We start from the raw sequence: 25,907 nt of genomic DNA, 5'->3' as shown, positions 1-25,907 counted from the left end.
CTCGACGCGGCCCTCGGCGATGCAAAGGGCGTCGTGGTCGGCGCGCGGCGTGCCCAGCTTGGGCAGGCGGTAGCTGAAGCCGGCCGGGCCGCCCATGCGGTTGAAATCCGCGACGGTGAACCTGGCCGTGGGGGAAGAGGGTGAGGTCAAGGTCGTCATCCGCGCTGCAGGTTGATTCCGCCTCGACGCGTGACGCCTGGGCGGCATAAGCGAATGAGAATAGCACATATTCCTATTTAGTAATTGTGACGGTCATTCGCTGCGCATGGGCTTCCCGGCGTCCTGGCGCGCCTGGATCGGGGGCGGATCAGGCCGCGCAATTGCCGATGCGCTCGCCCATGACGCGCCGGTACCACTCATGGAAATGCAGCATGCCGTCCTCCATCGGCGACTGGTACGGGCCGCTCTCGGACACGCCCCGGCGCAGCAGGGCGAGCCGGCCGGCGTCCATGCGTTCGCCGATCTCGTCGTCCTCGACGGCGGTTTCCATATAGGCGGCGCGCTGGGCCTCGACGAACTCGCGCTCGAACAGCGCGATTTCCTCGGGGTAATAGAACTCGGCGATGTTGATGGTTTCCTGCGGGCTCTTGGGATAGAGCGTGGACAGCACCAGCACGTGCGGATACAGCTCGATCATGTGGGTGGGGAAGTAGGTCACCCAGATCGCGCCGTAGTCCGGCGCCGAGCCGCCGCGATAGCGCATCAGCGTGTCGTGCCAGTCGCGGTATACGTCGGAGCCGGGCTTCTCCAGCGAGTCGTGCACGCCGACGCGCTGCAGGCTGTATTGTTCGGCGAATTCCCAGGACAGGTCCTCGCAGGTCACGAAGCGGCCCAGGCCGGGATGGAAGGGGCCGACGTGGTAGTCCTCCAGGTAGACCTCGATGAAGGTCTTCCAGTTGTAGTTGCATTGATGGACTTCCACATGGTCCAGCACGTAGTCGCTGAAGTCGAACTCCGGCCGGCTGAACAGCCGGCCCAGGTCGGCCAGCGGATCGCGCGGCCCCTCGAACAGCAGGCCGTGGCAGGATTTCAGCGGGAAGCGCGGCAGGTTCAGGCAGGGCGTGCTGGGGAACTGCGGCGCGCCCAGGATCTGGCCTCGGTTGTCGTAAGTCCAGCGGTGCAGCGGGCAGACGATGTTGCCGCCGGTGGCGGTCAGGTTGCCGGCGGGATTGCCCGGCCCGGTCACGGCGCCAGTCTGGCCGCCCAGGATCAGGGCCTGGCGGTGGCGGCAGACGTTGGAGATCAGCTCCACGCCGCCGGGGTTGCGCACCAGCACGCGGCCGCCTTCCTCGTGCGGCAGGCGGCGCCAGTCGCCGGGCTCGGGCACGCCTTTCTCGTGGCCGACGTAGATGGCGGATTGTTTGAATATGGTTTCCTGCTCGCGGGCGAACAGCTCTTCGTCGAAATAGGCGCGCACGTGCAGCGGGCTGAGCGCCTGCTGCACATGCGCCAGGCTGGCGATGTCCGTCATGATGCGACTCCTAGGGCCTGGGCGCGGCGGGCTCAGGCGGCCACGGCGCTTTCGGCGTCCAAGCGCGCGATGCGCTCGGCGGTATCCAGTTTGGGGCAGGTGCTGCAATAGTCGCCGTCGCGCCTGCGGAAGTGATGGCAGCAGACCTGGCGGTCCACGGCGATGACCGGCAGGCCGTCGCGCTGATAGGCCAGGTAGCCGCTGCGGCCGGCGATGCCCAGCCGCGCCAGCCAGTCGGCCGCGGTCTCGCGGGCCCAGGCATTGGCGGCGGCGGGCTCGCCGCTGCGCGCGGCCAGCAGGGCCGACAGCACGCAATCGGCCTGCATGCAGGCGGCGGCGCGGGGATTCAGGCTCAAGACCTGGGTCAGCTCGCGGTAGAACGCGGCGCAGATCTGCCGCAGCTGGGCGGCGATGGCGTCCATGCGCTGCCGCAGGCAGCCGCGCAGCGGGTCGTGGCGGCCGATGCTGTAGCCGCAGATGAAGCCGTTGACGACCGGCTGGTCGAGCCGGCTCAGGTCGGGCGCGATGGCGCTGCGGTGCGCGGCGATCATGCCCAGGTAGACGGGCTGCCAGATCAGCAGGCCCCAGCAGCGCAGCGCCAGATAGTGCGGGCCGGCCTCGGGATGGCGCTCCAGCCACCAGTCGCGCAGGTCGCGGATGGCGGCGGCGTTGTCCGCGCCCGGGCGGATGCCGGACGCGGGCGGGCCGCCGTCCGGGGCAGCCGCCCGGCGGTCCGCCGCGCGTTGCGCCGGACTCCGGAACCCGCTTTCGAATCGCTCCTCGACCCGGCCTTCCAGACCGGGCACGAGGGTGGCGGTCAGCGCCAGCAGTTCATCCAGCTCGCGGCTCACCGGGGCCTCCTCACGCGGCGGCGCGGACGGCGTCCGCCTCGGCCTGATCCAGCCAGCGCGGGCGAAAGCGCGCGATCGGATTGACCAGATTGGGGGCCATCTGGAAGCTGCCGATGGGATCGGCCAGGTTGACCATCTGCAGGTTGTTGGCCAGCTGCAGGCGGTTCAGGCACGAATGGATCATGTCCGGCGCGTACAGGTCGTACTGGCGGTACTTGGCCAGCCGCTGCGGATGCGCTTCCTGGTAGGCCGCGACGCGGCCGGCCACCAGTTCCCAGAACGCGTCCTCGTGCATCAGGCCGGTCTCGGCCAGGATGTGGCTCAGGTGGCGGAAGTAGCCTTCGAACACATCCACGAAGATGGTCAGCAGCTTGTATTCCTCGGGTACGTCGGCGGCCAGCCGGCGGGCGTTCTCGGGCAGCGCGGCGTCAGGATTCAGGATCGACGATTCCTCGGCGATGTCCTTCATGAAGGCGCGCACCGGCACATGGTCCTGCACCACCAGGATGACGTTCTCGCCATGCGGCATGAACACGAGGTCATGGGCGTAGAAGCAATGCACCAGCGGCGTCAGGTAAGCGTCGACGTAGCGGCGCAGCCAGGCGTCCACCGGCAGGCCCGAGGCGCGCACCAGCTCGGGCAGCAGCGCGCGGCCCTGCGGATCCACGTGCAGCAGCGCGGCCATGGTCATCAGGCGCTGGCCCGGCGCGATCAGGTTCAGCGGGTTGTCGCGCCACAGCGCCGAGAACATCTTCTTGTACGGCGTGTCCACCGGGATGGCGGCTTCGTAGTAGTAGTTGCGAAAGCCCAGCGAGGCCGCCTCGCGCAGGATGGAAAAGCCGTTCGCGCGCAGCCAGGGGTCGGACGCGATCAGGCCGTGGATGTACTCGTTGATGGCCGGCGTGCCGGACATGTAGTACGGCGACAGGCCGCGCATGAAGCCCATGTTCAGGATCGACAGCGAGGTCTTCACATAGCGCCTGGCGGGCTGGCTGATGTTGAAGAAGGTGCGGATCGACTGCTGCGCCAGGTACTGGTCCGAGCCTTCGCCCAGGCACACGATCTTGCGGTTGGCGACATAGGGGGCGAAGGCCAGCGACAGCTTGTTGAACCACTGCCACGGATGCGAGGGCATGAAGTAGTAGTCGGCCGGGTCCAGGTTCTGGTCGCGCAGCCGCGCGGTGAAGGCGGCCACGGTCTCCTGGCCCAGCTCCTCGCGCAGCAGGCTGTCGTAGTCCATGTCGGACAGGCAGGCGAAGTGCGCGTTGTCCTTGTGCACCGCCAGCCACATCACGCGGATCGGCGCGGCGGCCTCGGGGGCGTAGGCGTGATAGTCCTCGGCGTCGAAGCCCAGGCGGCCGTTGTTGGCGACGAAGCTGGGGTGGCCCTCGATCATCGAGGTCTCGATGGTCTGGTAGTCGGCCAGCGCCAGCTCGGCGGCGCCCAGGGCGGCGCGGCCATGCTTGTAGGCGCTGCCGTGCAGCGTGCTGGTGATCTCGTCCAGGTAGATGGGCAGGCGGTCGGCGGGCAGGGCCAGGCGGTCGCGCACCTCGATCACGAATTGCAGCGCGTCCAGCGGCGCGGGCGCGCCGGCCACGGTCTTGGCGATGGATTCGGGCGGGATGCGCCAGTGGCGCATGGCCATGATCTGCGCGTCGAAGCGATACTCGGCGCCTTCGGCCAGCGCCAGGCGGTAACGGTCAAAGCCGGGTCTGTCGGACGGGCCCAGGCGCTCGGGCTCCAGCAGCCATTCATGCGCGTATTCCGAGATGGCCTTGCGCACCAGCAGGCGGTTGACCTTGGCCCAGACCTCGGGTTCAAGGTGGCTGGCGACCTGGGACGGATGTTGCGTGGCGGGGTGGCTCATAGGGTGGACTCCTGAAGTTGGGCCTGCTCGAATTGGGCGCGGGTGCAGAAGGCGAGGCTGGCGGTTTTCTCGCGGAACCGGGCCTGCCCGGCGTAGACGAAACCCATGGCCAGGTTCAGCGCATGGATCTTGGCGTTGTTGGCGTCCGGCTCGACCACCACGCGGGCGGCGTTGAGCCGGTCGAACAGGAAGCGCATGACCAGGGCGAAGACGTCGCGGCTGAAGCCCGGAATGCGTTGCGTGGGCGGACCGATGAAGATGTGCATGCCGATGTCGCCCGGACGCACGGGGTAGTGCTCGCCAATTTGGTCGTGGGCGGGGTCGTAGCACTCGACCAGGAAGGCGGGGCGGCCCTGGTGCGAGCCGAGCCAGGCCTGGGCATGGCCACTGTCGCACAGCGCGGCGTAGAAGTCGCGCACCTGCGCCACGCTATGGTCCTGCATGGACCAGAAGCGCGCGTAATCCATCGCGAACCAGCGCTGCAGCAGCGGCGCGTCGGCCTCGGGATCCAGCGGGCGCAGCGCCAGGCCGGCGCCCTCGTCGTAGCATTCGCGGGCGTGGCGGTCGATCTCGCCCAGGAAGGTGGCCATCATGGTCATCATCGTGGTTCCCTCGCGATTCATACGGTGGCGGCGCGATGGCCGTCCATCATGGGCATCAGCTCGGTCGCGGCGGCATGCAGGCGCTTGCCGGCGGCGCGCCGGTCCTGGCGATGCGCCAGCACGCCGCTGGCGGGCGGGCGGAACTCCTGCAGCGCGGTGTGGGCCTCGACCGGGTAGTGCTCCACGCCGGTCAGCTCGCGCAGGATCAGCGAGTTGCGGTGGCAGCAGAAGCCCAGGTCCGGGTTGGTGACGCCATGGCTGAGCAGGCCGGTGTTCTGCACGTAGATCTCGCCGCCGTCGTGGTCGATGGCGTAGTTGCGGCCGATCCGGTAGCTGCCGTCCTCGTTCCAGGCGATGCGGTCGTGGATGGGGTTGATGCACGCGGGGATGCTGTGCGCGTAGCCGGTGGCCAGCACCAGGCCGTCGGTGACGTGGCTGAAGGGCTGGGCGTAGTCGACGTGCTGGAATTCCAGGTGATAGCGCGCTTGCGCGCGGTCGTAGCGGCAGGCGCGCAGCTCGGAATTGGTGAGCAGGGTGTAGCGCCGGTCGCCGTCGTGGATCTTCTCGTCCAGCAGGTCGTAGATCTGGTTGATGAGCGAGGCGTTGATGCCTTTGTACAGGCTGCTCTGCTGCGCCAGGATCTGGCGGCGGCGCGCTTCGGGCAGATCGTAGAAATACTCGGTGTAGTCGGGCGAGATCAGTTCCAGCGTGAGCTTGGTGTTCTCCATCTGGAAAAAGCGCGGCGAGCGCGTGATCCAGGCCAGGCTGTAGTCGTGTCCGGCGCTGTCGCGCAGCAGGTCGTGAAAGACCTCGGCCGCGCTCTGGCCGCTGCCCACGATGGTGATGGCGTCGCGCTGCTGCAGCTGCGCCTTGTTGCGCAGGTAGTCGGCGCTATGGATATAGGGCGCGGCGCGGCGGTCGCAGCAGGCGGGCAGGGACGGCTGCGACCCCAGGCCCAGCACCAGCTTGCGGCAGCGGACCATGAAGCGCTCGCCGGTGGCGGCGTGCTGGCCGGTGACCAGGTAGGTGTTGCTGTCCGGATCGTGCAGCACGCCCTGTACTTCGCTGTTGAAGCGCAGATTGGGCAGGCGGGCCACCACCCATTGGCAATAGCGGTTGTACTCGGCGCGGCTCAGATAGTGGTTCTCGCGCATGTAGTACGAATAGATGCGGCCGGTCTGCTTGCAGTAGTTCAGGTAGCTGTACTCGCTGCGCGGATCGGCCAGGCTGACCAGGTCCGCCAGGAAGGGGTTCTGCAGCGTGGAGGCCTCGATCAGCATGCCCGGATGCCAGTCGAAGCCGGGCTTTTTCTCCAGGAACAGCGCGCGCACGCCGGGCAGCGGCGCGGACAGGCAGGCCAGGCTGAGGTTGAAGGGGCCTAGGCCGATAGCCACGAAGTCATAGATTTCTCGATTCATGATTGGAGTCGCCTTTGCTGAGTCTGCGTTGCGCGTGCGCTGCGTTCGGCACGGGGAAGGGAAGCGCCCGGGACCGGGGTCAATCGGGCGGGATGGGCCGGCACAGGTAGACCTGCCGGAGGGCGCGCGCGATCAGCGGGGGACTGCCTTTGCCGGAATTGCAATATCTTGTAATGCACATGGGTGTGATTTTCATTTGCAATGACGCAACTCTAGCAAATACGGGTTTGTGCTGACACGCGCCGCGCCGGCTTGCGAGCGCCCGGCATATGCAGGGTGGCGGTCGGCATAGGGGCGTGGCCTGCGCCCCGGCGCGTGTGGGACAATGCCCGCGAACTGTTCCGTGGCGCGGCTGCGCGCCGGTGGCGCAACGGCGGGACGAAAGGGAATCAGGATGGAATCCAGGCATATCAAGCCGCGCGCGGCGCGCATCCACACCGTCGCCGGCGCGGCGGGGGACGAGGGCCGCGCGCATGGCTGACATGCGGCCGCGACTGGCGCTCAAGGCGGTGCGCAGCGCCAGGCTGGCCGCCGTCGATCTGGCGCTGGCGCCCGGCGAGTGCGCGGCGGTGATGGGGCCGTCGGGCTCGGGCAAGTCCTTGCTGCTGCGTCAGGTCGCCGACCTGGACCCGGGCGAGGGCGAAGTCGAACTCGACGGCGCGCCGCGTTCGGGCATGGCGGGATACGAATGGCGCCGCCAGGTCATTTATTGCCAGGCCGAGGCGGGCTGGTGGGAAGAGCGCGTGGCCGCGCACTTTGACGACGCTGCCGCCGCCGTCGGGCTGGTGGAGCGGCTGGGGCTGGCGCCCGAAAAAATGCAGGCGCTGGTGCGCGAGCTGTCCACCGGCGAACGCCAGCGCCTGGGCCTGGCGCGCGCCTTGGTGAAACGGCCGCGCGCGCTGCTGCTGGACGAACCCACGGCGGCCCTGGATCCGGACGCCACCGCGCGTGTCGAGACCGAGGTCCGCCGCTATCTGGACGAAGGCGGCGCGGCGTTGCTGGTGACGCACAGCGAGGAACAGGCGCGACGCCTTTGTCGGCGCGCGTGGCGGATGCGGCAGGGCAAGCTGGAGACGCTATGGACGTGATACGGCTGCAAGCCACGGACCTGCTGGTCGCTTCCTGTCTGGTGCTGCTGTGCGCGGCCATTTCCTTCGCGCTGCGCCTGGGCATGCAACGCCAGACGCTGTGGGCGGCGGCGCGTACGGTGGTCCAGCTGCTGCTGGTGGGCCACATCCTGAAGCTGGTGTTCGCGCATGCCGCGCCCTGGCTCACCGCGCTGGTGGCTGCGGCGATGATGGGCCTGGCCGCGCGCGAGGTCGCGGCGCGGCCCAAGGCGCGGCTGGCCGGGCACGGCAACGGCTGGGTCGGGGCGGCGGCTGTCGGCGCCACCACGCTGGTGACGGCGCTCTTCATTCTCAACACGGCGCTGCGGCCGGATCCCTGGTATGACCCGCGCTACGTGATCGCGCTGGTCGGCATCGTGCTGGGCAGCGTGCTCAATGCCGCCAGCCTGGCGCTGGACGGCATGCTGGCCGGCGCGTCGCGCGAAAAGCTGGCGATCGAGGCGCGCATCTCGCTGGGCGCGCCGCCCCGGCTGGCCTTCGCCACGGTGCTGCGCGAGTCGGTGCGACGCGGCATCCTGCCCAGCATCAACCAGATGTCGGCGGCGGGCATCATCACGCTGCCCGGCATCATGACGGGCCAGATCATCGCCGGCATGGATCCGGTCGAGGCGGCCAAGTATCAGATCCTGCTGATGTTCCTGCTGTGCGGGGCCAGCGGCATGGCGGCCATGGGCGCTGCCTACGGCGCCATGCGGCGGTTGAGCGACGGGCGCGGGCGGTTGCGGCTGGACAGGTTGCACATGCCCGATTGAGTGCATGCGGCGACGGGCGGGGCGGGCTTCGCCCGCCGCGTTTGCCCGGCCACCCGGCCTGCTACGGTCGGTCACCAATTCAATGAAAACTCGACGCGCGCCGGGTGATAATGCGCCGGCGCGGAAATGCCTCCGCGCCGCGTTCGCTCAGGCGGGTGCGCCGCGCCGTGGCGCGCCTTCCTTCAGCGGAGACGGCAGCGCGCCATGCGATGCGGGATCGCCAGGGCCTGTCGCTTCCTCGGGAGTCGTCTGGCCCCGGGGGGAGTAGGCAAATAACGCCGGCCTGACCGGCATGAAAACGGGATCGTTACATTGATGAGCATTACCGAAATGTTTGCGTGGCTGACCAGCGAGAACGGCCTGATGGCCCTGCTGGCGCAGAACTGGGTGCTGGGCACCCTGATCATCGCCCTCATCATCTTCGTCGAGACGGGACTGGTGATCATGCCCTTCCTGCCGGGCGATTCACTGCTGTTCGCGGCGGGCGCCTTCCTCGGGCTGGCGGGCATCGATCCGCTGACCTCCATCGCCATCATCACGGCCGCCGCCATCGCCGGCGACGCGCTCAACTACACGATCGGTTCTTCCCGCTGGGGCCAGAAGCTGGCGCACAGCCGATGGATCAAGCCCGCGCACATGGAGCGCGCGCGGGAATACTTCGCGCGCTTCGGCGCCATGACGATCACCGTCGCCCGCTTCGTGCCCATCGTGCGCACGCTGGCGCCTTTCGTGGCCGGCCTGTCGCAGATGCCGCGCGGCCGCTTCTATGCCTACAACGTGGTCGGCGGCGTCGTCTGGTGCAGCTCGATGATGCTGGCCGGCTACTGGCTGGGCTCCATCCCCTGGGTCCGGGCCAACCTGCATTGGGTCTCGGTCATCATCATCGGCCTGTCGCTGATCCCCGTCGCGCTGCAATGGCTGCAGGTGCGGCGCCTGGCGCAGCAGCGCTGACGCCAGGCGCTGGGCTGGCACGCTACTGACTAGACCAGGCGCTGCGGCATCCGGCCGCGCCAGCCCAGCATGAAGTAGCCCGACTGCAGGACCAGCATCGCCATGAAGGCCAGGGCGTAGGCCCACCAGATGCCTGACAGGCCGATGCGTGCGTCCAGCCACCAGGCGGCGGGCAGTTCCACCGCCACGATCGCCAGCACGCCCAGCGTGGCGGGCACGAGCACCGTGCCGCTGGCGCGCATCACGCCCGACAGCACGGATGCGCAGCCCAGCGCCACCACGCTCCACGCGACGATGCGCAGCAGTTCGCCGGCCTGCGCGGCGGTGGCCCCGTCCTTCAGGAACAGGCCGATGGCATACGGCGCCAGCGCGTAGGCGACGCAGACGAACAGGCCCGTCACCGCCACGTTCATCATCAACCCGGTGCGGGCGATAGCGCCCAGCCGGTGGCCACGTCCGGCGCCGATGGCGTGGGCGGCCAGGATGGTGGCGCTGATGCCCAGCGACATCGCGGGCAGTTGCAGCCAGCTCATCAGCTGCGTCACCGCGCCATAGGCCGCCGTGGCCTGCGCGCCGTGGCGATTCACCAGCCCCAGCAACGCGATTTCGGCCGCCGCCATGGTCAGCATCTGCAGGGCGGCCGGCACGCCGATCTTCAGGATCGCGCGCGTCAGCGCCGGGTCGAAGCGCAGTTCGCGCAGCAGGGCGGCATTGGGCGCCAGGGGATGGCCCCGGCGGCGCCAGCGCCACGCCAGCCAGCCCAGCGCCAGCGTGAAGCCGAGCAGCGTCGACACGGCCGGACTGAGCACGCCCAGCCTGGGCAGCCCGGCCCAGCCGGCGATCAGCGCGGGCGTGCACAACATCGCCACGCCGGTCGCCAGGACCAGCGCCCACATGGGCGAGACGGCATCGCCCACGCCTCGGCTGATGGACGTGGCCAGCCACAGCAGGAAAATCAGCGGCGCGCCGATCAGCATCACGCGGGCGTAGCGCACGGCGTCATCGAGAATCTCGGGCGGCGTGTCCAGGGCCTTGAGCAGCATGGGGGCGGTCAGGCCGCCGATCACGCTGACGATCAGGCCCACCGCCAGCACCAGCGCCAGGGCGGTGCCGGCGACGGCGCGCGCCCGGGCGGGATTGCGGGCGCCCCAGGCCTGGCCGGCCAGCACGGTGGCGCCGATGCTCAGGCCGATGATGATGGCCAGCAGAAAAAAGAACACGGGAAAGAAGGCCGACACGGCGGCGATCGCGTCCAGGCCGATCATCTGGCCGAGATAGATGCCGTCGATGGTGCCGGCGGCGGCCTGCAGCGTGTTGGTCAGCATCATGGGCGCCAGGATGGCCAGATAGGCTTTCCATAAGGGCGGGGCTTGCAAGGGAGGCAAGGTGGTTGCCTGGGTCATCGCGTTTCCTTGGGCGATACGGGACCTGTCCGCGACGGAAAGGGTTCCGGCGGAAGGTCATGGGTCCGTGGGGAAGTGGTTGGTATGCCTGTCCGGGAGGCGGCGCGTCAGTGGCGCGCAATCTGGCCGGGCAGGCAGGTGCAAATATTACCCGGACAAAATAATCAAATCAATATATCCGGGTAAAAATATTTGAACCAGACCCGGGCAGGCGTGGCGGCGGCACGGGGCACCGGGATCGGAGGCAGCCGGGCGGTGAAGCGGGACAAAAAAAACGGCGGCCCCTCGCGGGACCGCCGTTCTCTTTGTGCTGGCGCATCCGCGCGCAACGCGGATCGCCGGGCAGGGCAGAGGCTTAGCCGATGGAGGCCAGGATCTGGTTCAGCGTGGCGCTGGGACGCATGGCCGCGACAGCCTTGGCCTCGTCCAGCTGGTAGTAGCCGCCGAGGTCCACGGGCTTGCCCTGGGCCGCCTTCAGCTCGTCCAGGATGCGGGTCTCGCGCTCGCCGAATTCCATCGCGGCGTTGGCGAACTGCTTGGCCAGCGCGGCGTCCTCGGTCTGGGCGGCCACGGCCTGGGCCCAGTACATGGCCAGGTAGTAGTGGCTGCCGCGATTGTCCAGGCCGCCGACCTTGCGGGCGGGCGACTTGTTCTCGTCCAGGAACTTGGCGGTGGCCTGGTCCAGGGTCTTGGCCAGCACCTGGGCCTTGGCGTTCTTATAGGTACGGCCAAGGTGATCCAGCGATTCGGCCAGGGCCATGAACTCGCCCAGCGAATCCCAGCGCAGGAAGCCTTCTTCGACGAACTGCTGCACGTGCTTGGGCGCGGAACCGCCGGCGCCGGTCTCGAACAGCTCGCCGCCGGCCATCAGCGGGACGATCGACAGCATCTTGGCGCTGGTGCCCAGCTCCATGATGGGGAACAGGTCGGTCAGGTAGTCACGCAGCACGTTGCCGGTCACCGAGATGGTGTCCTGGCCGGCGCGGATGCGCTTGAGCGAGAACTTGGTGGCTTCGACCGGATCCAGGATGCGCAGGTCCAGGCCGCTGGTGTCGTGGTCGTTCAGGTACTGCTTGACCTTGGCGATGACCTGCGCGTCGTGGGCGCGGTTCTCGTCCAGCCAGAACACGGCCGGGGTCTTGGTGGCGCGGGCGCGGGTGACGGCCAGCTTGACCCAGTCCTGCACGGCGGCGTCCTTGGTCTGGCACATGCGCCACAGGTCGCCGGCCTCGACGGCCTGCTCCAGCAGCACCTTGCCCGAGGCGTCGGTGACGCGCACGGTGCCGGCGGCCGGGATGACGAAGGTCTTATTATGCGAGCCGTATTCCTCGGCGGCCTGGGCCATCAGGCCGACGTTGGGCACGCTGCCCATCGTGACCGGATTGAAGGCGCCGTTGGCCTTGCAGTCCTCGATCACGGCCTGGTAGACGCCGGCGTAGCAGCGGTCCGGGATCACGGCCTTGGCGTCCTGCAGTTCGCCGGCGGCGTTCCACATCTTGCCCGAGTCGCGGATCATGGCCGGCATCGAGGCGTCGACGATCACGTCGCTGGGCACGTGCAGGTTGGTGATGCCGCGGTCGGAGTTGACCATGGCCAGCGCGGGCAGCGTCTTGTAGGCCGCGTCGATGTCGGCGGTGATGGCGGCCTGCTGCTCGGCGGGCAGGCTCTGGATCTTGGCGTACAGGTCGCCGATGCCGTTGTTGGGGTCGAAGCCCGCCTGCTTGAGCGGGTCGGCGTGCTTGGCCAGCACGTCCTTGTAGAACACGGACACCACGTGGCCGAAGATGACGGGGTCGGAGACCTTCATCATGGTGGCCTTCAGGTGCACCGAGAACAGCACGCCCTGGGCGCGGGCCTCGTCCACCTGCGCCTGCAGGAAGGACTTCAGCTTGGCGGCGGACATGACGGCGGCGTCGATGATCTCGCCGGCCTTGACCGGGGTCTTGTCCTTGAGCACGGTGACGGCGCCGTCGGCGGCGGCCAGCTCGATCTTCAGGTCGCCGGCGTCGGCGATCAGGGCCGACTTCTCGGTGCCGTAGAAGTCGCCTTCGTTCATGTGGGACACGTGCGACTTGGAGTCGGCGGCCCAGGCGCCCATCTTGTGGGGGTGCTTGCGGGCGTAGTTCTTGACCGACAGCGGCGCGCGACGGTCGGAGTTGCCTTCGCGCAGCACGGGGTTGACGGCGCTGCCCTTGACCTTGTCGTAGCGCGCCTTGACGTCGCGCTCGGCGTCGTTGGCGGGCGAATCCGGGTAGTCGGGCAGCTTGTAGCCCTGGGCCTGCAGTTCCTTGATGGCGGCCTTCAGCTGCGGCATCGAGGCGCTGATGTTCGGCAGCTTGATGATGTTGGCTTCCGGCTTGACGGCCAGCGCGCCCAGTTCGGCCAGGGCGTCGCCCAGCTTCTGGCTTTCTTCAAGATAGTCGGGGAAGACGGCGATGATGCGGCCGGCCAGCGAGATGTCGCGCGTTTCGACGGTGATGCCGGCGGACTTGGCGAAGGCCTGGACGATGGGCAGCAGCGAACGGGTCGCCAGCGCCGGAGCTTCATCGGTAAAGGTATAGATAATCTTCGGAGTAAGAGACATGATCCTTGAATCTGCCCGGCGCCTCGCGCTGGGCGCGGACCTGGGCATGCTGTGCGGCGCTAGCCGGTAGTGTTGTCGAGAGTGGCCAAACATGGCTGCCGCCCGGCCTTTGTCACGGTCAAGTTGCTCGACCGTCCAGGTGGGTGCCGCAGTCACTAATCGAACATTGTAATACCGTGGCAGGCTCGGAGGACAGCGGCGCGGGCGCCGGGCGTCCATTTGACAAACGGTCGGGCTTGGCGGAAAGTACGTCCCATGAATGCACGCGTCGCCAGCATCTCGCTGATTATTATTTCCATCATTCCCGAAATGGTGGGTTAGCCAGCGACCGCATTCAGTCACAGCCACCCGCCCAGACAGGCGGGTTTTTTGTGTCCGCCGTTCCGGGCAAACACAGAGAACCCGCATGCCAGACACGCCGACCGCCACCGTTTCCCCCGCTTTTTCCTCCGTTTCCGCCGATCTCGCCGCCCCGTCCGGCGCGGCCGGATTCGCCCAGGGCCAGCCCTCGCAGCTGGACTATCTGCGCCAGATCCTGTCCGCCCGCGTCTATGACATCGCCCGCGAAACCGAGCTGGAACCGGCGCGCGGCCTGTCGGCCCGGCTGGGCAACGCGGTGTACCTGAAGCGCGAGGACAACCAGCCGGTGTTCTCGTTCAAGGTGCGCGGCGCCTACAACAAGATGCGCAACACGCCGCAGGCCGCGCTGGACCGGGGCGTGATCACGGCGTCGGCCGGCAACCACGCCCAGGGCGTGGCGATCTCGGCCGCCCGGCTGGGCGTGCGCGCCACCATCGTGGTGCCGCAGACCGCGCCGCAGGTGAAGGTGGACGCGGTGCGCGCCCACGGCGGGCCGACGGTGGAGGTGGTGCTGGCCGGCGATTCCTACAGCGACGCCTACGCCCACGCGCAGACGCTGGCGCGGCGGCAGGCGCTGACCTTCATCCCGGCCTTCGACGATCCCTACGTGATCGCCGGCCAGGGCACGGTGGGCATGGAGATCCTGCGCCAGATGCCGTCGGCGCCCGACGTGGTGTTCGTGCCCATTGGCGGCGGCAGCCTGGCGGCGGGCGTGTCCACCTACGTCAAGGCCGTCAATCCGGCGGTGCGCGTGGTCGGCGTGCAGACCGAGGATTCCTGCGCCATGGCGCAATCGCTGCGCGCGGGCGAGCGGGTGAATCTGGCCGAGGTCGGTCTGTTCTCGGACGGCACCGCCGTCAAGCTGGTGGGCGAGGAAACCTTCCGCCTGTGCCGCGAGTACCTGGACGAGGTGATCCTGGTGGACACCGATGCGGTCTGCGCCGCCATCAAGGACGTGTTCCTGGAAACGCGCAGCGTGCTGGAGCCGGCCGGCGCGCTGGCGCTGGCGGGCCTGAAGCGCTATGTGGAGCGGGAAGGGCTGAGCGGCCGGTCGCTGGTGGCCATCACCTCGGGCGCCAACATGAACTTCGATCGCATGCGCTTCGTGGCCGACCGCGCCGACGTGGGCGAGGCGCGCGAGGCGGCCTTCGCCGTCACGCTGCCGGAAGAGCGCGGCAGCTTCCGCCGCTTCTGCGCCGTGATCGGGCAGCGCAACGTGACCGAGTTCAACTACCGCATCGCCGACGAGCGCCGCGCCCATATCTTCGTCGGCGTGCAGATCGCGCGCCGGGGCGAGGCCGCCGATATCACGCGGTCCCTGCAGGACGAAGGCTTCGACGTGCGCGATCTGAGCCACGACGAGCTGTCCAAGCAGCACATCCGATACATGGTCGGCGGCCGCTCGCCGCTGGCGACGGGCGAGCGTCTGTTCCGTTTCGAGTTCCCGGAGCGTCCGGGCGCGTTGATGAAATTCCTGTCGGCCATGGCGCCGAACTGGAACATCAGTCTGTTCCACTACCGCAACCAGGGCGTGGATTTCAGCTCGGCCCTGGTCGGCATCCAGGCGCCGCCGGCGGACGCGACGGCGCTGGACGCTTTCCTGGCGCAACTGGGCTACGCCCATTCCGAGGAAACCGACAACCCGGCCTACCGGCAATTCCTGGCCTGAAAACGGGCGGACCGCCATGGCGTGGCGGTCCGGATCGCGCGGGGGAGAGGGGGGCGCTAGGCGCGCGAATCGCCCATGCGCGGTTGCTGGCCGGCGCCCGCGGCATGCGGCTGGCGCCACCAGCGCTGGCCCGCGTGCGGCGCGGCGATGTCGATGCGTTCGCCCATCATCGGCGTGGTGACCTGGATGCCGCGCGGCGCGGCCAGCGCCACCACCTGCTGGAATGGATCATCCCAGGCGTGCATCGCCAGATCGAACGTGCCGTTGTGGATCGGCAGCAGCCAGCGGCCGCGCAGATCCTGGTGGGCCTGCACGGTTTCGGTCGGCTGCATGTGCACGTAGGGCCACTGCGGATCGTAGGCGCCGGTTTCCATCAGGGTCAGGTCAAAGGGACCGAAGCGCCGGCCGATTTCGGCGAAGCCGTCGAAATAGCCGCTGTCGCCGCTGAAGAAGACGCGCAGCTCGTCGTCCTCGATCACCCAGGACGACCACAACGTGCGATTGCTGTCGGCGAGGCTGCGTCCGGAAAAATGCTGGGCCGGCGTGGCCGTCAGGCGCAGGCCGTCGATTTCGACGTCTTGCCACCAATCGAACTGGCGGATCCGGTCCGCCGACACACCCCAGGCGGCCAGGCGGTCGCCCACGCCCAGCGGCGACAGGAAGACCTCGGTCTTGCTCGCCAGCGCCTTGATGGCGCGATGGTCGAGGTGGTCGTAGTGATCGTGCGACAGGATCACGCCGCGTAGCGGCGGCAGCTCGGCCAGGGAAATCGGCGGGGCATGAAAGCGCTTCGGTCCCAGGAACTGCACCGGAGAGGCGCGCTCGCTGAACACCGGATCGGTCAGCCACCAGCCGCCGCGCAGCCTCAGCAGCACCGTCGAATGACCCAGCCGGTACAGGCTGCGGTCCGGCGCCAGGCGCAGCGCCTCGCGCGTCAGCGGGTGCACGGGCACCGGCGCGGGCGGCGTGGTGTTGGCCGGCTTGTTGAAGAGGAAATCCCACATGATGCGGGCGCTGGACGCCGGCGCCTTGGTGGGCTTGGGCGTGGCGTTGCGGAAGCGGCCGCCGCTGGCTTGTGGCGAGCTGGCGTAGTCGCCGGTGGCGGCACAGGAAAAGGGATTGCGCATCTAGACCATCAACTCCGTATACAGGGCGGGGCGGCGGGCCGGCGGCCTGGGCGGCCGGCGGATCGCCCCGGATTGTCCAGAGCTTACGGGCTGGATGGGGAACGATCCATGCTTTAAAGTCGTTATTTCTTTGTTGATCGTACGGAATCTGTCTTGGATCCTTTGTCAGACGTGCTTTCTCTGCTCAAACCGCAAAGCCAGCTTTACGCGGGTTTCGACGTGGCGGGCGAGTGGTCGTTCGCTTTTCCTGCGCACGACGGCATCAAGTTCGCCGCCGCCCTGCGCGGATCGTGCTGGGGCAGGGTGGCGGGGCAGGACGCGCCGATCCGTTTCGACGAGGGCGACTGCTTCCTGGTGAATCGGGGATGCCGCTTCGTAATGGCGTCGGACCTGGCGCTCGCGCCGGACGACCCCTCCCATCTCTTGGAAGCCGTGGTGCGCGACGGCATCGCCGTCCACAACGGCGGCGGCGAGCAGTTCCTGGTCAGCGGCAAGGTGAACTTCGACAGCCATCACGCGGCGCTGCTGTTCGACGCCTTGCCGCCCCTGATCAAAGTGCCGGGCGCTTCGCCGCAGGCCGCCGTGCTGCGCTGGGCGCTGGAGCAGCTGGCCTCGGAGTTGCGTAGTCCGGGTCCCGGCGGCGCGCTGGTATCGACCCATCTGGTCCATCTGATGCTGGTGCAGATCCTGCGCATCCACCTGGGCGCGCTGTCTTGCGGCGCACCGGCGGGCTGGCTGTCGGCGCTGGCGGATCCCAGGATCGGCGCGGCGCTGGGCGCCATCCACTCCGAACCGGGACGCGGCTGGACGCTGGAGGCGCTGGCCCGCGTCGCCGGCGTGTCGCGCACGGTCTTCGCGCAGCGCTTCAAGGCGCTGGCGGGAACCACGGTGATGAACTACCTGACGCGCTGGCGCATGCACACGGCGGCCGAACGGCTGCGCAGCGGCGACGAGAGCATTTCCGCCATCGCGTTTTCGCTGGGCTATGAATCCGAAAGCGCCTTCAGCACGGCGTTCAAGCGCGCCATGCTGTGCGCGCCGTCGCAGTACCGGCGGGGGGGCGGGGCGCTGCCGCTGACGGTCTGAGGGTGCGCATGTAGCGGCTTGCCGGCGTCCGATGGCGTCAGCGCATGTCAGCCGGACGGCCTAGCGCGAAGGATCCAGGCATCGTCCATCAGGCCTAGGGCATGGGTCGGGAACCGCTACTTTTGGCGGCTTTTCGGCGTCCTGGTCCGGCGCCAATAATCGCTTCATCTGGCTTGACCGGGTTGCCGGCCAAGAAAGGGCGATGTCCTGCATGGGGCATCCACTCATGGAGCAGACTCATGGTTGGGACCGAGACGATTCTTGTCACCGGCGGCGCTGGCTTCATCGGTTCGCATACCTGCGTGGAACTGCTGGCGCAAGGCTACCGGGTCGTGGCGTTGGACAGCCTGATCAACAGCCATCCGGAAGCGATCGCGCGCATACGCCGCATCGCCGGCGGCGAGCTGGCCTTCGTGCGCGGCGACGCCTGTTCCCTTGAAACGCTGGAGCAGCTGTTCGACGCGCATCGCATAGACGGCGTCATCCATTTCGCGGCGCACAAGGCCGTGGGCGATTCCGTCCGCACGCCGCTGGCCTACTATCGCAACAATCTGATCAGCCTGCTGAATCTGCTTGAGGTCATGCGGACGCGGCAGGTCAAGACCTTGGTGTTCAGTTCGTCCGCGACGGTGTATGGCGATCCGGCCACGGTGCCGCTGGACGAGACCGCGCCGCTTTCGGCAACCAACCCCTATGCGCAGACCAAGCTTGCCGGCGAGCGGATCCTGGCCGATCTGGCCGCATCCGACCCGGCCTGGCGCATTGCCACGCTACGGTATTTCAATCCGGTGGGGGCGCACGAGAGCGGCCTGATCGGTGAAGACCCGTCGGGCATTCCCAACAACCTGATGCCTTTCGTGGCCCGCGTGGCGTCGGGACGCCTGCCCTTGCTGCGCGTGTTCGGGCGCGACTGGCCGACGCCGGACGGCACCGGCGTGCGCGATTACGTCCATGTGGTCGATCTGGCGCGCGGTCATATCGCGGCGCTGGCGGCCCTCAAGCGCGGGCAGGGCGGCTTCACGGTCAACCTGGGCACCGGACGCGGGTACAGCGTGCTGGAGGTCATCGCCGCGTTCGAGCGCGCCAGCGGCCGGCAGGTGCCCTATGAATTCACGGAGCGCCGTTCCGGCGATGTGGCGGTCTACTATGCCGCGACCGGACTGGCCCGCGCCTTGCTGGGCTGGGAGGCCAGTCTTGATCTTGACCGCATGTGCCAGGATGCCTGGCGCTGGCAGAGCCGCAATCCGGCGGGCTATCGGTCCGCGTAGCCCAGCCGGGACGCGAGCCGGGCGCTCATCTCAAGCGTTGGCGTCCGCCAGCAGCGGCCGCGCGGCCAGCGCGCCGCGAAACGATTCCAGCAGCACGCGCTTGTTCTCGCGGCTGCGGTAGGCGTGCTCGCGCATCAGGTTCTCGGCGCGCACCGCCTCGCGCCGGGTGATGGCGCGCAGCAGGTCTTCGTGGTCGGCCTGGGCGCGCAGCACGAAGGGCGTTTCCAGCAATGAGGGGGTGGACGGCAGCGTCAGCGCGGCCGGGCCGGCCAGCGGCGTCTTGTTGTTGTGTTCCAGCGCCGACAGCAGCGCGCGGTTGCCGGCGGCCTCGCACAGGATTTCGTGAAAGCGCCGGTTGATCTGGCCCCAGGCGCGCGCGTCCACCGTGGTGTTCGGATCCAGCCGCGCCGGCGCCAGCAGCTGGCGGCCTTCTTCCACCGCCTGCTCCAACTGCGCCAGCACCTCGGGCGGGGCGCCGCGCTCGGCCAGCAGCCGCGCGGCCATGCCTTCCAGCACGCCGCGCACGTCCACCGCGTCGCCGATCTCGTCCACCGTGAAGGCGCGCACGCGAAAGCCGCGCGACGGCAGCCGTTCCAGCAGGCCTTCCTTTTCCAGCTCGGTCAGCGCGATGCGCAGCGGCGTGCGCGACACGCCCAGCCGCGCCGAGAACTGCAGCTCCACCACGCGCTCGCCGGGCTGCAGGGCGCCGGACAGCACCATGTCGCGGAGTTCGGAAATGACTTTGTCGATCTGTGCGGCCATGCGGCAAGGTCCTGGGGTGGTCGGGGAATGATTCAGTGTACCCGCAAAATTGCATGCAATCGGTCGATAAATATCTGATCTACCCTTGCGATTTCTCAAAATTGCATGCAATAATTTATAAAAACAACGGATAGGCGTCAGAAAAAGCCAGGATTGCATGCAAAACCGGGTACGGATGCATGCCTTCAGTCCGAACCGACAGGAGACAAGATGAAGCTGATGAGCTTCGAGCAGAGGGGCCGCCAGGCCTGGGGCGTGGTGCGCGGCGAGGAGGTCGTGGACCTGTCCGGCGTGTGGCCCGACTTGCGGACCGCGCTGGAGGACGGCGCCGGGCGCATCGCCCGGGAGGCCGACCGCGCCGGCATGCCCTGTACGCCCCTGGCGGGCCTGCAATGGCTGCCGCCCGTGCCCAACCCGCGCAAGATCCTGTGCGTGGGCCTGAACTACGGACGCCACGTGCTGGAGGCCGGCCGCGAGCTGCCGGCGCATCCCTCGCTGTTCATCCGCTATGCCGACAGTTTCGTTGGCCACGGCCAGGACATGTGGAAGCCGCGCGCCTCCGACCGTTACGACTATGAAGGCGAGCTGGCCGTGGTCATCGGCCGGGCAGGGCGCCACATCGCGGCGCGCGACGCGCTGTCGCACGTGGCCGGCTACACCTGCATGGCCGAGAACTCGGTGCGTGACTTCCAGAAGCACAACGCCCAGGTCACGCCCGGCAAGAACTTCGAGCGCAGCGGCGCGCTGGGCCCCTGGCTGGTCACCGCCGACGAGATCGGCGACCCGGCGCGCTTGCGGGTGATGACGCGGCTGAACGGCGAGACCCTGCAACAGGGCGAGGTCTCGGACCTGATTTTCCCCATTGCCGAGCTGATCGCCTACATCAGCGCCTTCACCCCCTTGTCGCCGGGCGACGTGATCGCCACCGGCACGCCGGAGGGCGTGGGCTCCAGCCGCAAGCCGCCGCGCTTCATGGCCGCGGGCGACACGCTGGAAGTGGACATTCCCGGCGTGGGCACGCTGGTCAACCGGGTGGCGGACGAACCCGCCCCTGCACATCAAGAACAAGGAGACGCGCATGGCTGATGCGCTGCTGTACCTGACGGAACGCGACGTGGTCTCGGTGCTGGACATGCGCCGCGCCATCGACGCGCTGCACGGCATGCTGGTGGCCCAGGGTCGTGACGAGGCCCGCAACCTGCCCAAGGCGCTGGCGACCTGGGGCGATGGCAGTTCCATGCACGCGCTGGGTTCGGTGCAGACGGGCGAGGGCGGCTACGCCGGCTTCAAGACCTGGGTCCATACCAAGGCCGGCGGAGGCTCGGTGTTCAGCCTGTTCGACGCCCGCACCGGATTCCTGCGCGCGGTGATCGAGGCGCGCGCGCTGGGCATGCTGCGCACCGCCGCGATCAGCGGCGTGGCCACGCGCGCCCTGGCGCCGCAGGACGCCAGCCGCGCCGCGCTGATCGGCACCGGGCCGCAGGCGGTGACGCAGCTGGCGGCGCTGGCCGAGGTGCGCGAGCTGCGCCGGGTGCGCGTCTACAGCCCCACGGCAGAAAAGCGCCGCGCCTTCGTGGCGGCGGCCTCGGCCCGCTATGCCTTCGAGATCGAGGAATCCCCCACGCTGGCGCACGCGCTGGCCGATGCCGAGATCGTGACCCTGATCACGCGCGCCGTCGAACCCTTCGTGGACGCGGCCCAGCTGGCCGACTGCCGCCATCTGAACGCGGTGGGCGCGATCCTGCCGGCCAAGGCCGAGTTCGCGCAGGACGTGTTCGAACGCGCCGACCGCGTGGTGGTCGACGACCTGGAGAACGCCAGGCGCGGCTCGCGCGAGCTGCGCGAGCGCTACGGCGTCGATGCGCCGTCCTGGCCCGGCGTGTCGCGGCTGAGCGACGTGCTGGCGGCCGGCGAAACGCGCGCCCCGGATGCGCGGCTGACGCTGTTCAAGGGCATGGGCATGGGCCTGTCCGACCTGGCGATGGCCACGGTGGTGTACGAGCAGGCGCTGGCGCGCGGCCTGGGCGTGGCGCTGCCGCCGCAGACCCGCGAGAACCTGCTGCTGGCGCAGGGCTGACACCAACATTCAATGAGACAGCCGGCGCGAGCGCCGGCGGCAAGAGGAGACAAGCATGTTCATCGACGTCAGCGGGGCCGCGCCCCGCGAACAGGACAAGTGGCCGTCCATCGTGATCCCCAAGGAGGCGATCGATCTGGAAATCGCCCGCCTGATCGACGCGCCCAAGCCGGACAACGGCCGCCGCGCCTCCCTCATCGTGCATCCGAACGCGCGCGCGCCCGGCCTGGGCCTGGCGCCGGGAACCGACGTGACCATCAACGTGGTCAACCCCGGCGAGCGCACCTGGAACCTGCGCAAGAACTCCAACATGCTGGAGATCTGCATCAGCGGCGAGGGCGTGGCCACCGTGGCGGGCCGCGATATCCGCGCCGGCCGGTGGGACGTCTGGAACACGCCCGCCATGCAGGTGCATTCCTACCGCAACGACGGCAAGGAACCGTGGGTGCGCCTGTCGTACTCCAACGCGCCGCTGCTGGAAAAGCTGGAGATCCACTACGTCGAGGAATTCGAGGGCGACGTGCCGCCAGCCGACGCCAACACCAAGCCGGTGCCGGCCCGCGCCCCGGGCGCCGCGCGCTCGCGCGACCTGGCGCTGCGCGAGCAGATCACGCCGGAAGGCGCCTGGCTGATGGGCTATGAGTGGCTGATCGATATCGACGTGCTGGAATCCAAGGCGCTGCACTGGCCCTGGGCCGAGGTCTCGCGCCACCTGCCGACGGTGGAGGACATCGCGCGTGGCTACAACGGCCGCCGCCTGTTCGTGCTCTACAACCCGGCCACCGAGCGGCGCATCGGCACCACGCACAGCTTCTTCGCCACCATTTCGTCCTCGCCGCCGGACAACCATCACGTGCCGCATCGCCACAGCTCGTCGGCCATCAACTACTACCTGCGCGGCAACGGCTACAGCAAGGTCAGCGGCGAACGGCTGGACTGGAAGGCCGGCGACCTGATCCTGTCGGCGCCGGGCTGGGCCATGCACTCGCACCATTCCGGCACCGAGACCACGTCCGCGCTGACCGTGCAGGACCATCCGCTGCAGATCGCCATGGAATCGCTGATCTGGCAGGAGCGCATGCAGGAGCCCATCCTGGCGCTGGGCAGCCAGAGCGGCTTCGAGAGCAACCGCGCGCAGCTGGCCGCCGCGTCCTGAGCGCCGCCGCGCCGACACCGACATGAACCCTGGATCCGACATGACCCTGACCGAGCTTTCCGACGCCCCGGCGCTGCGCGCGCGCCTGCGGGATTTCTATGAAGACTACGCCCACTGCCTGGACGAGGACCGGCTGGAGCAATGGCCCGACTTCTTCACCGAGGACTGCCATTACCGCGTGCTCTCGCGCGAGAACCACGACGCCGGCCTGCCGCTGGGGCTGATCTATTGCATGAACAAGAACATGGTGCGCGACCGCGTCACCGCGCTGCGCGAGACCACCATGTTCGAGCCGCGCGCGCTGCGCCATTTCATCAGCGGCGTGCGCGTGACCGAGGTCGATGGCGACCGCATCGTCGCGCAGGCCAATTTCGCGGTGATGGAGTCGCTGTCCGACCGCGAGCCCACGCTGAACATGGTCGGCCGCTACCTGGACGAGCTGCGCGTGACGCCGCAGGGGCTGGCGTTCAGCCGCCGCGACTGCGTCTACGACAACTACCGCGTGCGCACCTCGCTCATCGTCCCCATCTGAATCCGCCGCAAGGAAATCCGTCATGACCTGTCCCGACGCCGCCACGCGGCAAGAAGCGCCCGCCGCGGCCCCCGTCCATATCGAGCGCCGCTGGCCCAAAGAAGGCTATACGCGCATCCCCAACTGGGTCTACACCGATCCGGCCATCTTCCAGAAGGAGATGGACGTGTTCTTCGGCGGCAAGACCTGGAACTACGTGGGCCTGGAATGCGAAGTGCCCGAGACCGGCTGCTTCAAGCGCAACTGGATCGGCAACCGTCCCGTCATCATGGTGCGCGGTGAAAACGGTGATATCCACGTGCTGGAGAACCGCTGCGCCCATCGCGGCGCGCAGATCTGCTGGCAGAACACCGGCAAGGTGGCCGATTTCACCTGCCCGTACCACCAATGGAACTATGACCTGGAAGGCAATCTGCAGGGCGTGCCGTTCCGGCGCGGCGCGCTGGGCAAGGGCGGCATGCCGCGCGACTTCGATCCCAAGCAGAACGGCATCCGCAAGCTGCGCAGCGTCAATCGCGGCGGCTCGGTCTGGGCCACCTTCGCCGAGGACGCGCCCAGCTTCGAGGACTACTGCGGTCCGGAAGTGCTGGCCGAGATCGATCACATGCTGCCGGGCAAGCCGCTCAAGCTGCTGGGCTACAGCCGCCAGCTGATCCCCAGCAACTGGAAGATGTACCTGGAGAACCTGAAGGATCCGTACCACGCGACCCTGCTGCACACCTTCTACATCACCTTCGGCCTGTGGCGCGCGGATTCCAAGTCCGAGTGCATTCCGACCGGCGGCGGCGCGCACAGCGTGATGGTGTCGCACAACGAAGGCAAGAAGAAGACCGAGGCCACCACCGAGATGAGCCGCTTCCGCGAGGACCTGGAGCTGCTGGACCTGGAGACGGTCACGCCGCGCGCCGAGTTCAATCGCGGACGCGTCGGCGGCGCCTGGGTGTTCCCGGCGGCGCAGTTCGGCATCCAGGCCAATTCGCTCAAGACGCGCCACGTCATTCCGCGCAGCCCCACCGAGCACGAGCTGGTGTTCACCTACTACGGCTACGAGGACGACGACGAGGAAATGACGCGCCTGCGCCTGAAGCACGCCAACCTGCTGGGGCCGGCCGGCTTCGTGTCCATGGACGACAGCGAGATGCTGAACCAGGTGCAGATCGGCGTCACCGGCTACCCGGAAGCGCGCGGCATCGTCGAAATGGGCGGCCGCGACACCGAGCCGGCCGACTACATGGTGACCGAGGTGCTGATCCGTTCGTTCTACGACTACTACCGCAAGGCGATGGGGCTGTGAGCATGGAAACCTGGAAACGCGTGGCCCAAGTGGGCGATATCTCGCCCGACACCAATACCCTGCGCGTCATGCTGGACGGCGAGGGTGTCTGTCTCTATGACTTGCAAGGCGAGATCTGCGCCACGCAGGACCGCTGCCCGCATGGCAACGCCAGCCTGGCCGACGGCTACCTCGAGGACGGCACCATCGAATGCCCGCTGCACCAGGGCGTGTTCGACATCCGCAGCGGCAAGCCGAAATGCCCGCCCGTCACGACCGACCTGCGCCGCTACGAGGTGAAGGTGGACGGCGATGTCATCTACCTGAAGGCGGAAGCCGCGTGAACGCCGGCGCCATCGTCATCGTCGGCGCCGGCCAGGCGGGCGGCTGGGCCGCCACCACGCTGCGCGACCGCGGCTACGACGGCCGCATCGTGCTGCTGGGCGACGAGCCGCACGCGCCCTACGAACGGCCGCCGCTGAGCAAGGCGGTGCTGTCCGGCCAGGCCCTGGCGGAAAGCACCGAGCTGTTCGCCGCGCACAAGCTGGAGTCGATGGGCATCGAGTTCGAGCCCGGCGTCGCGGCGCTGCGGCTGCGCGTCGCGGACAGGCGGGTGGACACGTCCGCCGGCCAGGCGCTGGCCTACGACAAGCTGATTCTCTGCACCGGCGGCCGGCCCACGGTGCCGGCGCTGCCGGGCGTGGACCATGACGGTGTGCATGTGCTGCGCACGCGGGCCGACGCCGAACGGCTGCGCGCCCGGCTGGGCCCCGACCGGCATGTGCTGATCGTGGGCGGCGGCTGGATCGGGCTGGAGGTCGCCGCCACGGCGCGCCAGTCCGGCAGCAAGGTCACGGTGCTGGAGCGCGAGGCGCGGCTGTGCGCGCGCAGCGTGCAGCCGGGCGTGTCGGCGCATCTGGCGACGCTGCACGCGGCCAACGGCGTGGCGCTGCGGCTGAACGCCGGCCTGCGCGCCGTGGGCGGTTCAGCCGATGGCCGGCCCGTGGCGGAACTGGCGGATGGCTCCTCGATCGCCGCCGACGCGATCGTGCTGGGCGTGGGCCTTACGCCCAACGATGCGCTGGCGCGCGACGCCGGCATTGCCTGCGATCGCGGCGTGCTGGTGGACGAGCGTTGCCGCACGTCGGCGCCGGACGTATACGCGGCCGGCGATGTGGCCGTGTCCGCGCGGCCCGGCGGCGGCCGCTTGCGGCTGGAGTCCTGGCAGAACGCGCAGGATCAGGGCACGGCGGCGGCGCTGTCGGCGCTGGGCCTGGGCGAAGCGTATCGGCCGACCGGCGCGGTCTGGTCCGAGCAATACGACGCCATGGTGCAGATCGTCGGCTTTCCGGCGCTGGCGGCCAGCGAGGTGCTGCGGCCGCAGGCGGATGCCCGCGCGCTGCTGTCGGTGGCGCTGGATGCGGAAGGCCGCGCCGTGGCGGGCGTGACAGTGAACGCGGCGCGCGAACTGCGCCAGCTGCGCAAATGGATCGCGCAGGGCGCGGTGCTGGATCCGGCGCTGCTGCGCCGGTCGGACGCGCCGCTGGCCAGCGCCCAGATCGGATGATGGC

General features: G+C 68.6%; 22 protein-coding genes. 13 read left to right on the top strand and 9 right to left on the bottom strand.

Annotated elements, in window-relative coordinates; genetic code table 11:
• Positions 1 to 307: 307 nt before the first annotated feature.
• From ACEU5R_RS12000 to ACEU5R_RS11980, 5 genes are read right to left on the bottom strand one after another with little or no spacing between them, the layout of a single operon-like run.
• Entirely contained in the window at positions 308 to 1,471 is a 1,164-nt protein-coding gene (locus tag ACEU5R_RS12000; RefSeq protein WP_103274360.1) for an aromatic ring-hydroxylating dioxygenase subunit alpha, read from the bottom strand.
• A 32-nt stretch (positions 1,472 to 1,503) separates the two neighbouring features.
• Entirely contained in the window at positions 1,504 to 2,322 is an 819-nt protein-coding gene (locus tag ACEU5R_RS11995) for a siderophore ferric iron reductase (RefSeq protein ID WP_392410334.1), read from the bottom strand.
• Between the two features lie 10 nt (positions 2,323 to 2,332).
• A complete protein-coding gene (locus ACEU5R_RS11990; protein WP_392410333.1) occupies positions 2,333 to 4,189 on the bottom strand; it encodes an IucA/IucC family protein in 1,857 nt (618 codons plus the stop codon).
• Positions 4,186 to 4,791: a GNAT family N-acetyltransferase gene (locus ACEU5R_RS11985; RefSeq protein WP_392410332.1), complete on the bottom strand. Its 606-nt coding sequence runs from the start codon at positions 4,789 to 4,791 to the stop codon at positions 4,186 to 4,188. The genes ACEU5R_RS11990 and ACEU5R_RS11985 overlap by 4 nt, the downstream gene beginning before the upstream one ends.
• A 17-nt stretch (positions 4,792 to 4,808) precedes the next feature.
• Positions 4,809 to 6,209: a lysine N(6)-hydroxylase/L-ornithine N(5)-oxygenase family protein gene (locus ACEU5R_RS11980; protein ID WP_103274364.1), complete on the bottom strand. Its 1,401-nt coding sequence runs from the start codon at positions 6,207 to 6,209 to the stop codon at positions 4,809 to 4,811.
• A 473-nt stretch (positions 6,210 to 6,682) separates the two neighbouring features.
• Between ACEU5R_RS11980 and ACEU5R_RS11975 the strand changes: the two genes are divergently transcribed.
• The 3 genes from ACEU5R_RS11975 (at position 6,683) to ACEU5R_RS11965 (ending at position 9,039) form a co-directional block, all read left to right on the top strand.
• On the top strand, positions 6,683 to 7,297 hold the full coding sequence (locus ACEU5R_RS11975; protein ID WP_103274365.1) for an ATP-binding cassette domain-containing protein: 615 nt from the start codon (positions 6,683 to 6,685) through the stop codon (positions 7,295 to 7,297).
• Positions 7,288 to 8,088: an ABC transporter permease gene (locus ACEU5R_RS11970; RefSeq protein ID WP_392410331.1), complete on the top strand. Its 801-nt coding sequence runs from the start codon at positions 7,288 to 7,290 to the stop codon at positions 8,086 to 8,088. The genes ACEU5R_RS11975 and ACEU5R_RS11970 overlap by 10 nt, the downstream gene beginning before the upstream one ends.
• Before the next feature lie 315 nt (positions 8,089 to 8,403).
• Positions 8,404 to 9,039, top strand: a complete 636-nt coding sequence (locus ACEU5R_RS11965) for a VTT domain-containing protein (protein ID WP_103274367.1) — start codon at positions 8,404 to 8,406, stop codon at positions 9,037 to 9,039.
• 29 nt (positions 9,040 to 9,068) lie between these two features.
• Here ACEU5R_RS11965 and ACEU5R_RS11960 read toward each other — a convergent pair whose 3' ends face one another.
• A complete protein-coding gene (locus tag ACEU5R_RS11960; RefSeq protein ID WP_392410329.1) occupies positions 9,069 to 10,442 on the bottom strand; it encodes an MATE family efflux transporter in 1,374 nt (457 codons plus the stop codon).
• 355 nt (positions 10,443 to 10,797) lie between these two features.
• Positions 10,798 to 13,026 (bottom strand): NADP-dependent isocitrate dehydrogenase, encoded by a 2,229-nt coding sequence (locus ACEU5R_RS11955; protein ID WP_392410328.1) that lies wholly within the window; start codon positions 13,024 to 13,026, stop codon positions 10,798 to 10,800.
• Positions 13,027 to 13,432: 406 nt separating this feature from the next.
• Here ACEU5R_RS11955 and ilvA point away from each other — a divergent pair, with 406 nt between their 5' ends.
• Positions 13,433 to 15,055: a threonine ammonia-lyase, biosynthetic gene (gene ilvA, locus ACEU5R_RS11950; protein WP_392410327.1), complete on the top strand. Its 1,623-nt coding sequence runs from the start codon at positions 13,433 to 13,435 to the stop codon at positions 15,053 to 15,055.
• 56 nt (positions 15,056 to 15,111) lie between these two features.
• Here the strand turns inward: ilvA and ACEU5R_RS11945 are convergent, their stop codons facing one another.
• Complete coding sequence (locus tag ACEU5R_RS11945) at positions 15,112 to 16,182, bottom strand: MBL fold metallo-hydrolase (RefSeq protein WP_392410326.1); 1,071 nt, start codon at positions 16,180 to 16,182, stop codon at positions 15,112 to 15,114.
• Between the two features lie 153 nt (positions 16,183 to 16,335).
• Between ACEU5R_RS11945 and ACEU5R_RS11940 the strand changes: the two genes are divergently transcribed.
• Both ACEU5R_RS11940 and galE read left to right on the top strand, forming a co-directional pair.
• Positions 16,336 to 17,268 carry an AraC family transcriptional regulator gene (locus tag ACEU5R_RS11940; protein WP_392410325.1) on the top strand — a complete coding sequence of 311 codons (933 nt, stop codon included), beginning with the start codon at positions 16,336 to 16,338 and terminating at the stop codon, positions 17,266 to 17,268.
• A gap of 239 nt (positions 17,269 to 17,507) precedes the next feature.
• A complete protein-coding gene (gene galE / locus ACEU5R_RS11935; protein WP_392410324.1) occupies positions 17,508 to 18,536 on the top strand; it encodes a UDP-glucose 4-epimerase GalE in 1,029 nt (342 codons plus the stop codon).
• 30 nt (positions 18,537 to 18,566) lie between these two features.
• Here galE and ACEU5R_RS11930 read toward each other — a convergent pair whose 3' ends face one another.
• Positions 18,567 to 19,298 carry a GntR family transcriptional regulator gene (locus ACEU5R_RS11930; protein ID WP_392410323.1) on the bottom strand — a complete coding sequence of 244 codons (732 nt, stop codon included), beginning with the start codon at positions 19,296 to 19,298 and terminating at the stop codon, positions 18,567 to 18,569.
• 210 nt (positions 19,299 to 19,508) lie between these two features.
• Here ACEU5R_RS11930 and ACEU5R_RS11925 point away from each other — a divergent pair, with 210 nt between their 5' ends.
• The 7 genes from ACEU5R_RS11925 to ACEU5R_RS11895 are packed head-to-tail and all read left to right on the top strand — an operon-like array spanning position 19,509 to position 25,903.
• Positions 19,509 to 20,384 (top strand): fumarylacetoacetate hydrolase family protein, encoded by an 876-nt coding sequence (locus ACEU5R_RS11925; protein ID WP_392410322.1) that lies wholly within the window; start codon positions 19,509 to 19,511, stop codon positions 20,382 to 20,384.
• Positions 20,377 to 21,375: an ornithine cyclodeaminase family protein gene (locus ACEU5R_RS11920; RefSeq protein ID WP_103274374.1), complete on the top strand. Its 999-nt coding sequence runs from the start codon at positions 20,377 to 20,379 to the stop codon at positions 21,373 to 21,375. Before ACEU5R_RS11925 ends, ACEU5R_RS11920 begins: the two co-directional genes overlap by 8 nt.
• A 55-nt stretch (positions 21,376 to 21,430) precedes the next feature.
• Positions 21,431 to 22,531 carry a cupin domain-containing protein gene (locus tag ACEU5R_RS11915; RefSeq protein WP_392410321.1) on the top strand — a complete coding sequence of 367 codons (1,101 nt, stop codon included), beginning with the start codon at positions 21,431 to 21,433 and terminating at the stop codon, positions 22,529 to 22,531.
• A 40-nt stretch (positions 22,532 to 22,571) separates the two neighbouring features.
• The gene (locus tag ACEU5R_RS11910) at positions 22,572 to 23,063 is read left to right on the top strand and encodes an aromatic-ring-hydroxylating dioxygenase subunit beta (protein WP_103274376.1); all 492 of its coding nucleotides are present in this window, start codon (positions 22,572 to 22,574) and stop codon (positions 23,061 to 23,063) included.
• A gap of 22 nt (positions 23,064 to 23,085) precedes the next feature.
• Entirely contained in the window at positions 23,086 to 24,357 is a 1,272-nt protein-coding gene (locus ACEU5R_RS11905; RefSeq protein WP_103274377.1) for an aromatic ring-hydroxylating dioxygenase subunit alpha, read from the top strand.
• 2 nt (positions 24,358 to 24,359) lie between these two features.
• Positions 24,360 to 24,680, top strand: coding sequence for a non-heme iron oxygenase ferredoxin subunit (locus ACEU5R_RS11900; protein ID WP_392410319.1), 321 nt, complete (start codon positions 24,360 to 24,362; stop codon positions 24,678 to 24,680).
• Positions 24,677 to 25,903: an NAD(P)/FAD-dependent oxidoreductase gene (locus ACEU5R_RS11895; protein ID WP_392410317.1), complete on the top strand. Its 1,227-nt coding sequence runs from the start codon at positions 24,677 to 24,679 to the stop codon at positions 25,901 to 25,903. Before ACEU5R_RS11900 ends, ACEU5R_RS11895 begins: the two co-directional genes overlap by 4 nt.
• Positions 25,904 to 25,907 lie beyond the last annotated feature (4 nt).

This window comes from Achromobacter sp. 413638 (assembly GCF_043119405.1).
GTDB lineage: Bacteria > Pseudomonadota > Gammaproteobacteria > Burkholderiales > Burkholderiaceae_B > Achromobacter.
This window is presented reverse-complemented; position numbering and strand designations above follow the sequence as displayed.

What these genes read in the sequence shown, in the direction of transcription:
- ACEU5R_RS12000 (WP_103274360.1), bottom strand. Translation starts at nt 1,471, where the DNA reads ATGACGGACATCGCCAGCCTGGCGCATGTGCAGCAGGCGCTCAGCCCG.
- ACEU5R_RS11955 (WP_392410328.1), bottom strand. Translation starts at nt 13,026, where the DNA reads ATGTCTCTTACTCCGAAGATTATCTATACCTTTACCGATGAAGCTCCG.
- ACEU5R_RS11920 (WP_103274374.1), top strand. Translation starts at nt 20,377, where the DNA reads ATGGCTGATGCGCTGCTGTACCTGACGGAACGCGACGTGGTCTCGGTG.
- ACEU5R_RS11945 (WP_392410326.1), bottom strand. Translation starts at nt 16,182, where the DNA reads ATGCGCAATCCCTTTTCCTGTGCCGCCACCGGCGACTACGCCAGCTCG.
- ACEU5R_RS11925 (WP_392410322.1), top strand. Translation starts at nt 19,509, where the DNA reads ATGAAGCTGATGAGCTTCGAGCAGAGGGGCCGCCAGGCCTGGGGCGTG.
- ACEU5R_RS11930 (WP_392410323.1), bottom strand. Translation starts at nt 19,298, where the DNA reads ATGGCCGCACAGATCGACAAAGTCATTTCCGAACTCCGCGACATGGTG.
- ACEU5R_RS11980 (WP_103274364.1), bottom strand. Translation starts at nt 6,209, where the DNA reads ATGAATCGAGAAATCTATGACTTCGTGGCTATCGGCCTAGGCCCCTTC.
- ACEU5R_RS11970 (WP_392410331.1), top strand. Translation starts at nt 7,288, where the DNA reads ATGGACGTGATACGGCTGCAAGCCACGGACCTGCTGGTCGCTTCCTGT.
- ACEU5R_RS11960 (WP_392410329.1), bottom strand. Translation starts at nt 10,442, where the DNA reads ATGACCCAGGCAACCACCTTGCCTCCCTTGCAAGCCCCGCCCTTATGG.
- ACEU5R_RS11900 (WP_392410319.1), top strand. Translation starts at nt 24,360, where the DNA reads ATGGAAACCTGGAAACGCGTGGCCCAAGTGGGCGATATCTCGCCCGAC.
- ACEU5R_RS11975 (WP_103274365.1), top strand. Translation starts at nt 6,683, where the DNA reads ATGGCTGACATGCGGCCGCGACTGGCGCTCAAGGCGGTGCGCAGCGCC.
- ACEU5R_RS11965 (WP_103274367.1), top strand. Translation starts at nt 8,404, where the DNA reads ATGAGCATTACCGAAATGTTTGCGTGGCTGACCAGCGAGAACGGCCTG.
- ACEU5R_RS11905 (WP_103274377.1), top strand. Translation starts at nt 23,086, where the DNA reads ATGACCTGTCCCGACGCCGCCACGCGGCAAGAAGCGCCCGCCGCGGCC.
- ilvA (WP_392410327.1), top strand. Translation starts at nt 13,433, where the DNA reads ATGCCAGACACGCCGACCGCCACCGTTTCCCCCGCTTTTTCCTCCGTT.
- galE (WP_392410324.1), top strand. Translation starts at nt 17,508, where the DNA reads ATGGTTGGGACCGAGACGATTCTTGTCACCGGCGGCGCTGGCTTCATC.
- ACEU5R_RS11910 (WP_103274376.1), top strand. Translation starts at nt 22,572, where the DNA reads ATGACCCTGACCGAGCTTTCCGACGCCCCGGCGCTGCGCGCGCGCCTG.
- ACEU5R_RS11990 (WP_392410333.1), bottom strand. Translation starts at nt 4,189, where the DNA reads ATGAGCCACCCCGCCACGCAACATCCGTCCCAGGTCGCCAGCCACCTT.
- ACEU5R_RS11985 (WP_392410332.1), bottom strand. Translation starts at nt 4,791, where the DNA reads ATGATGACCATGATGGCCACCTTCCTGGGCGAGATCGACCGCCACGCC.
- ACEU5R_RS11915 (WP_392410321.1), top strand. Translation starts at nt 21,431, where the DNA reads ATGTTCATCGACGTCAGCGGGGCCGCGCCCCGCGAACAGGACAAGTGG.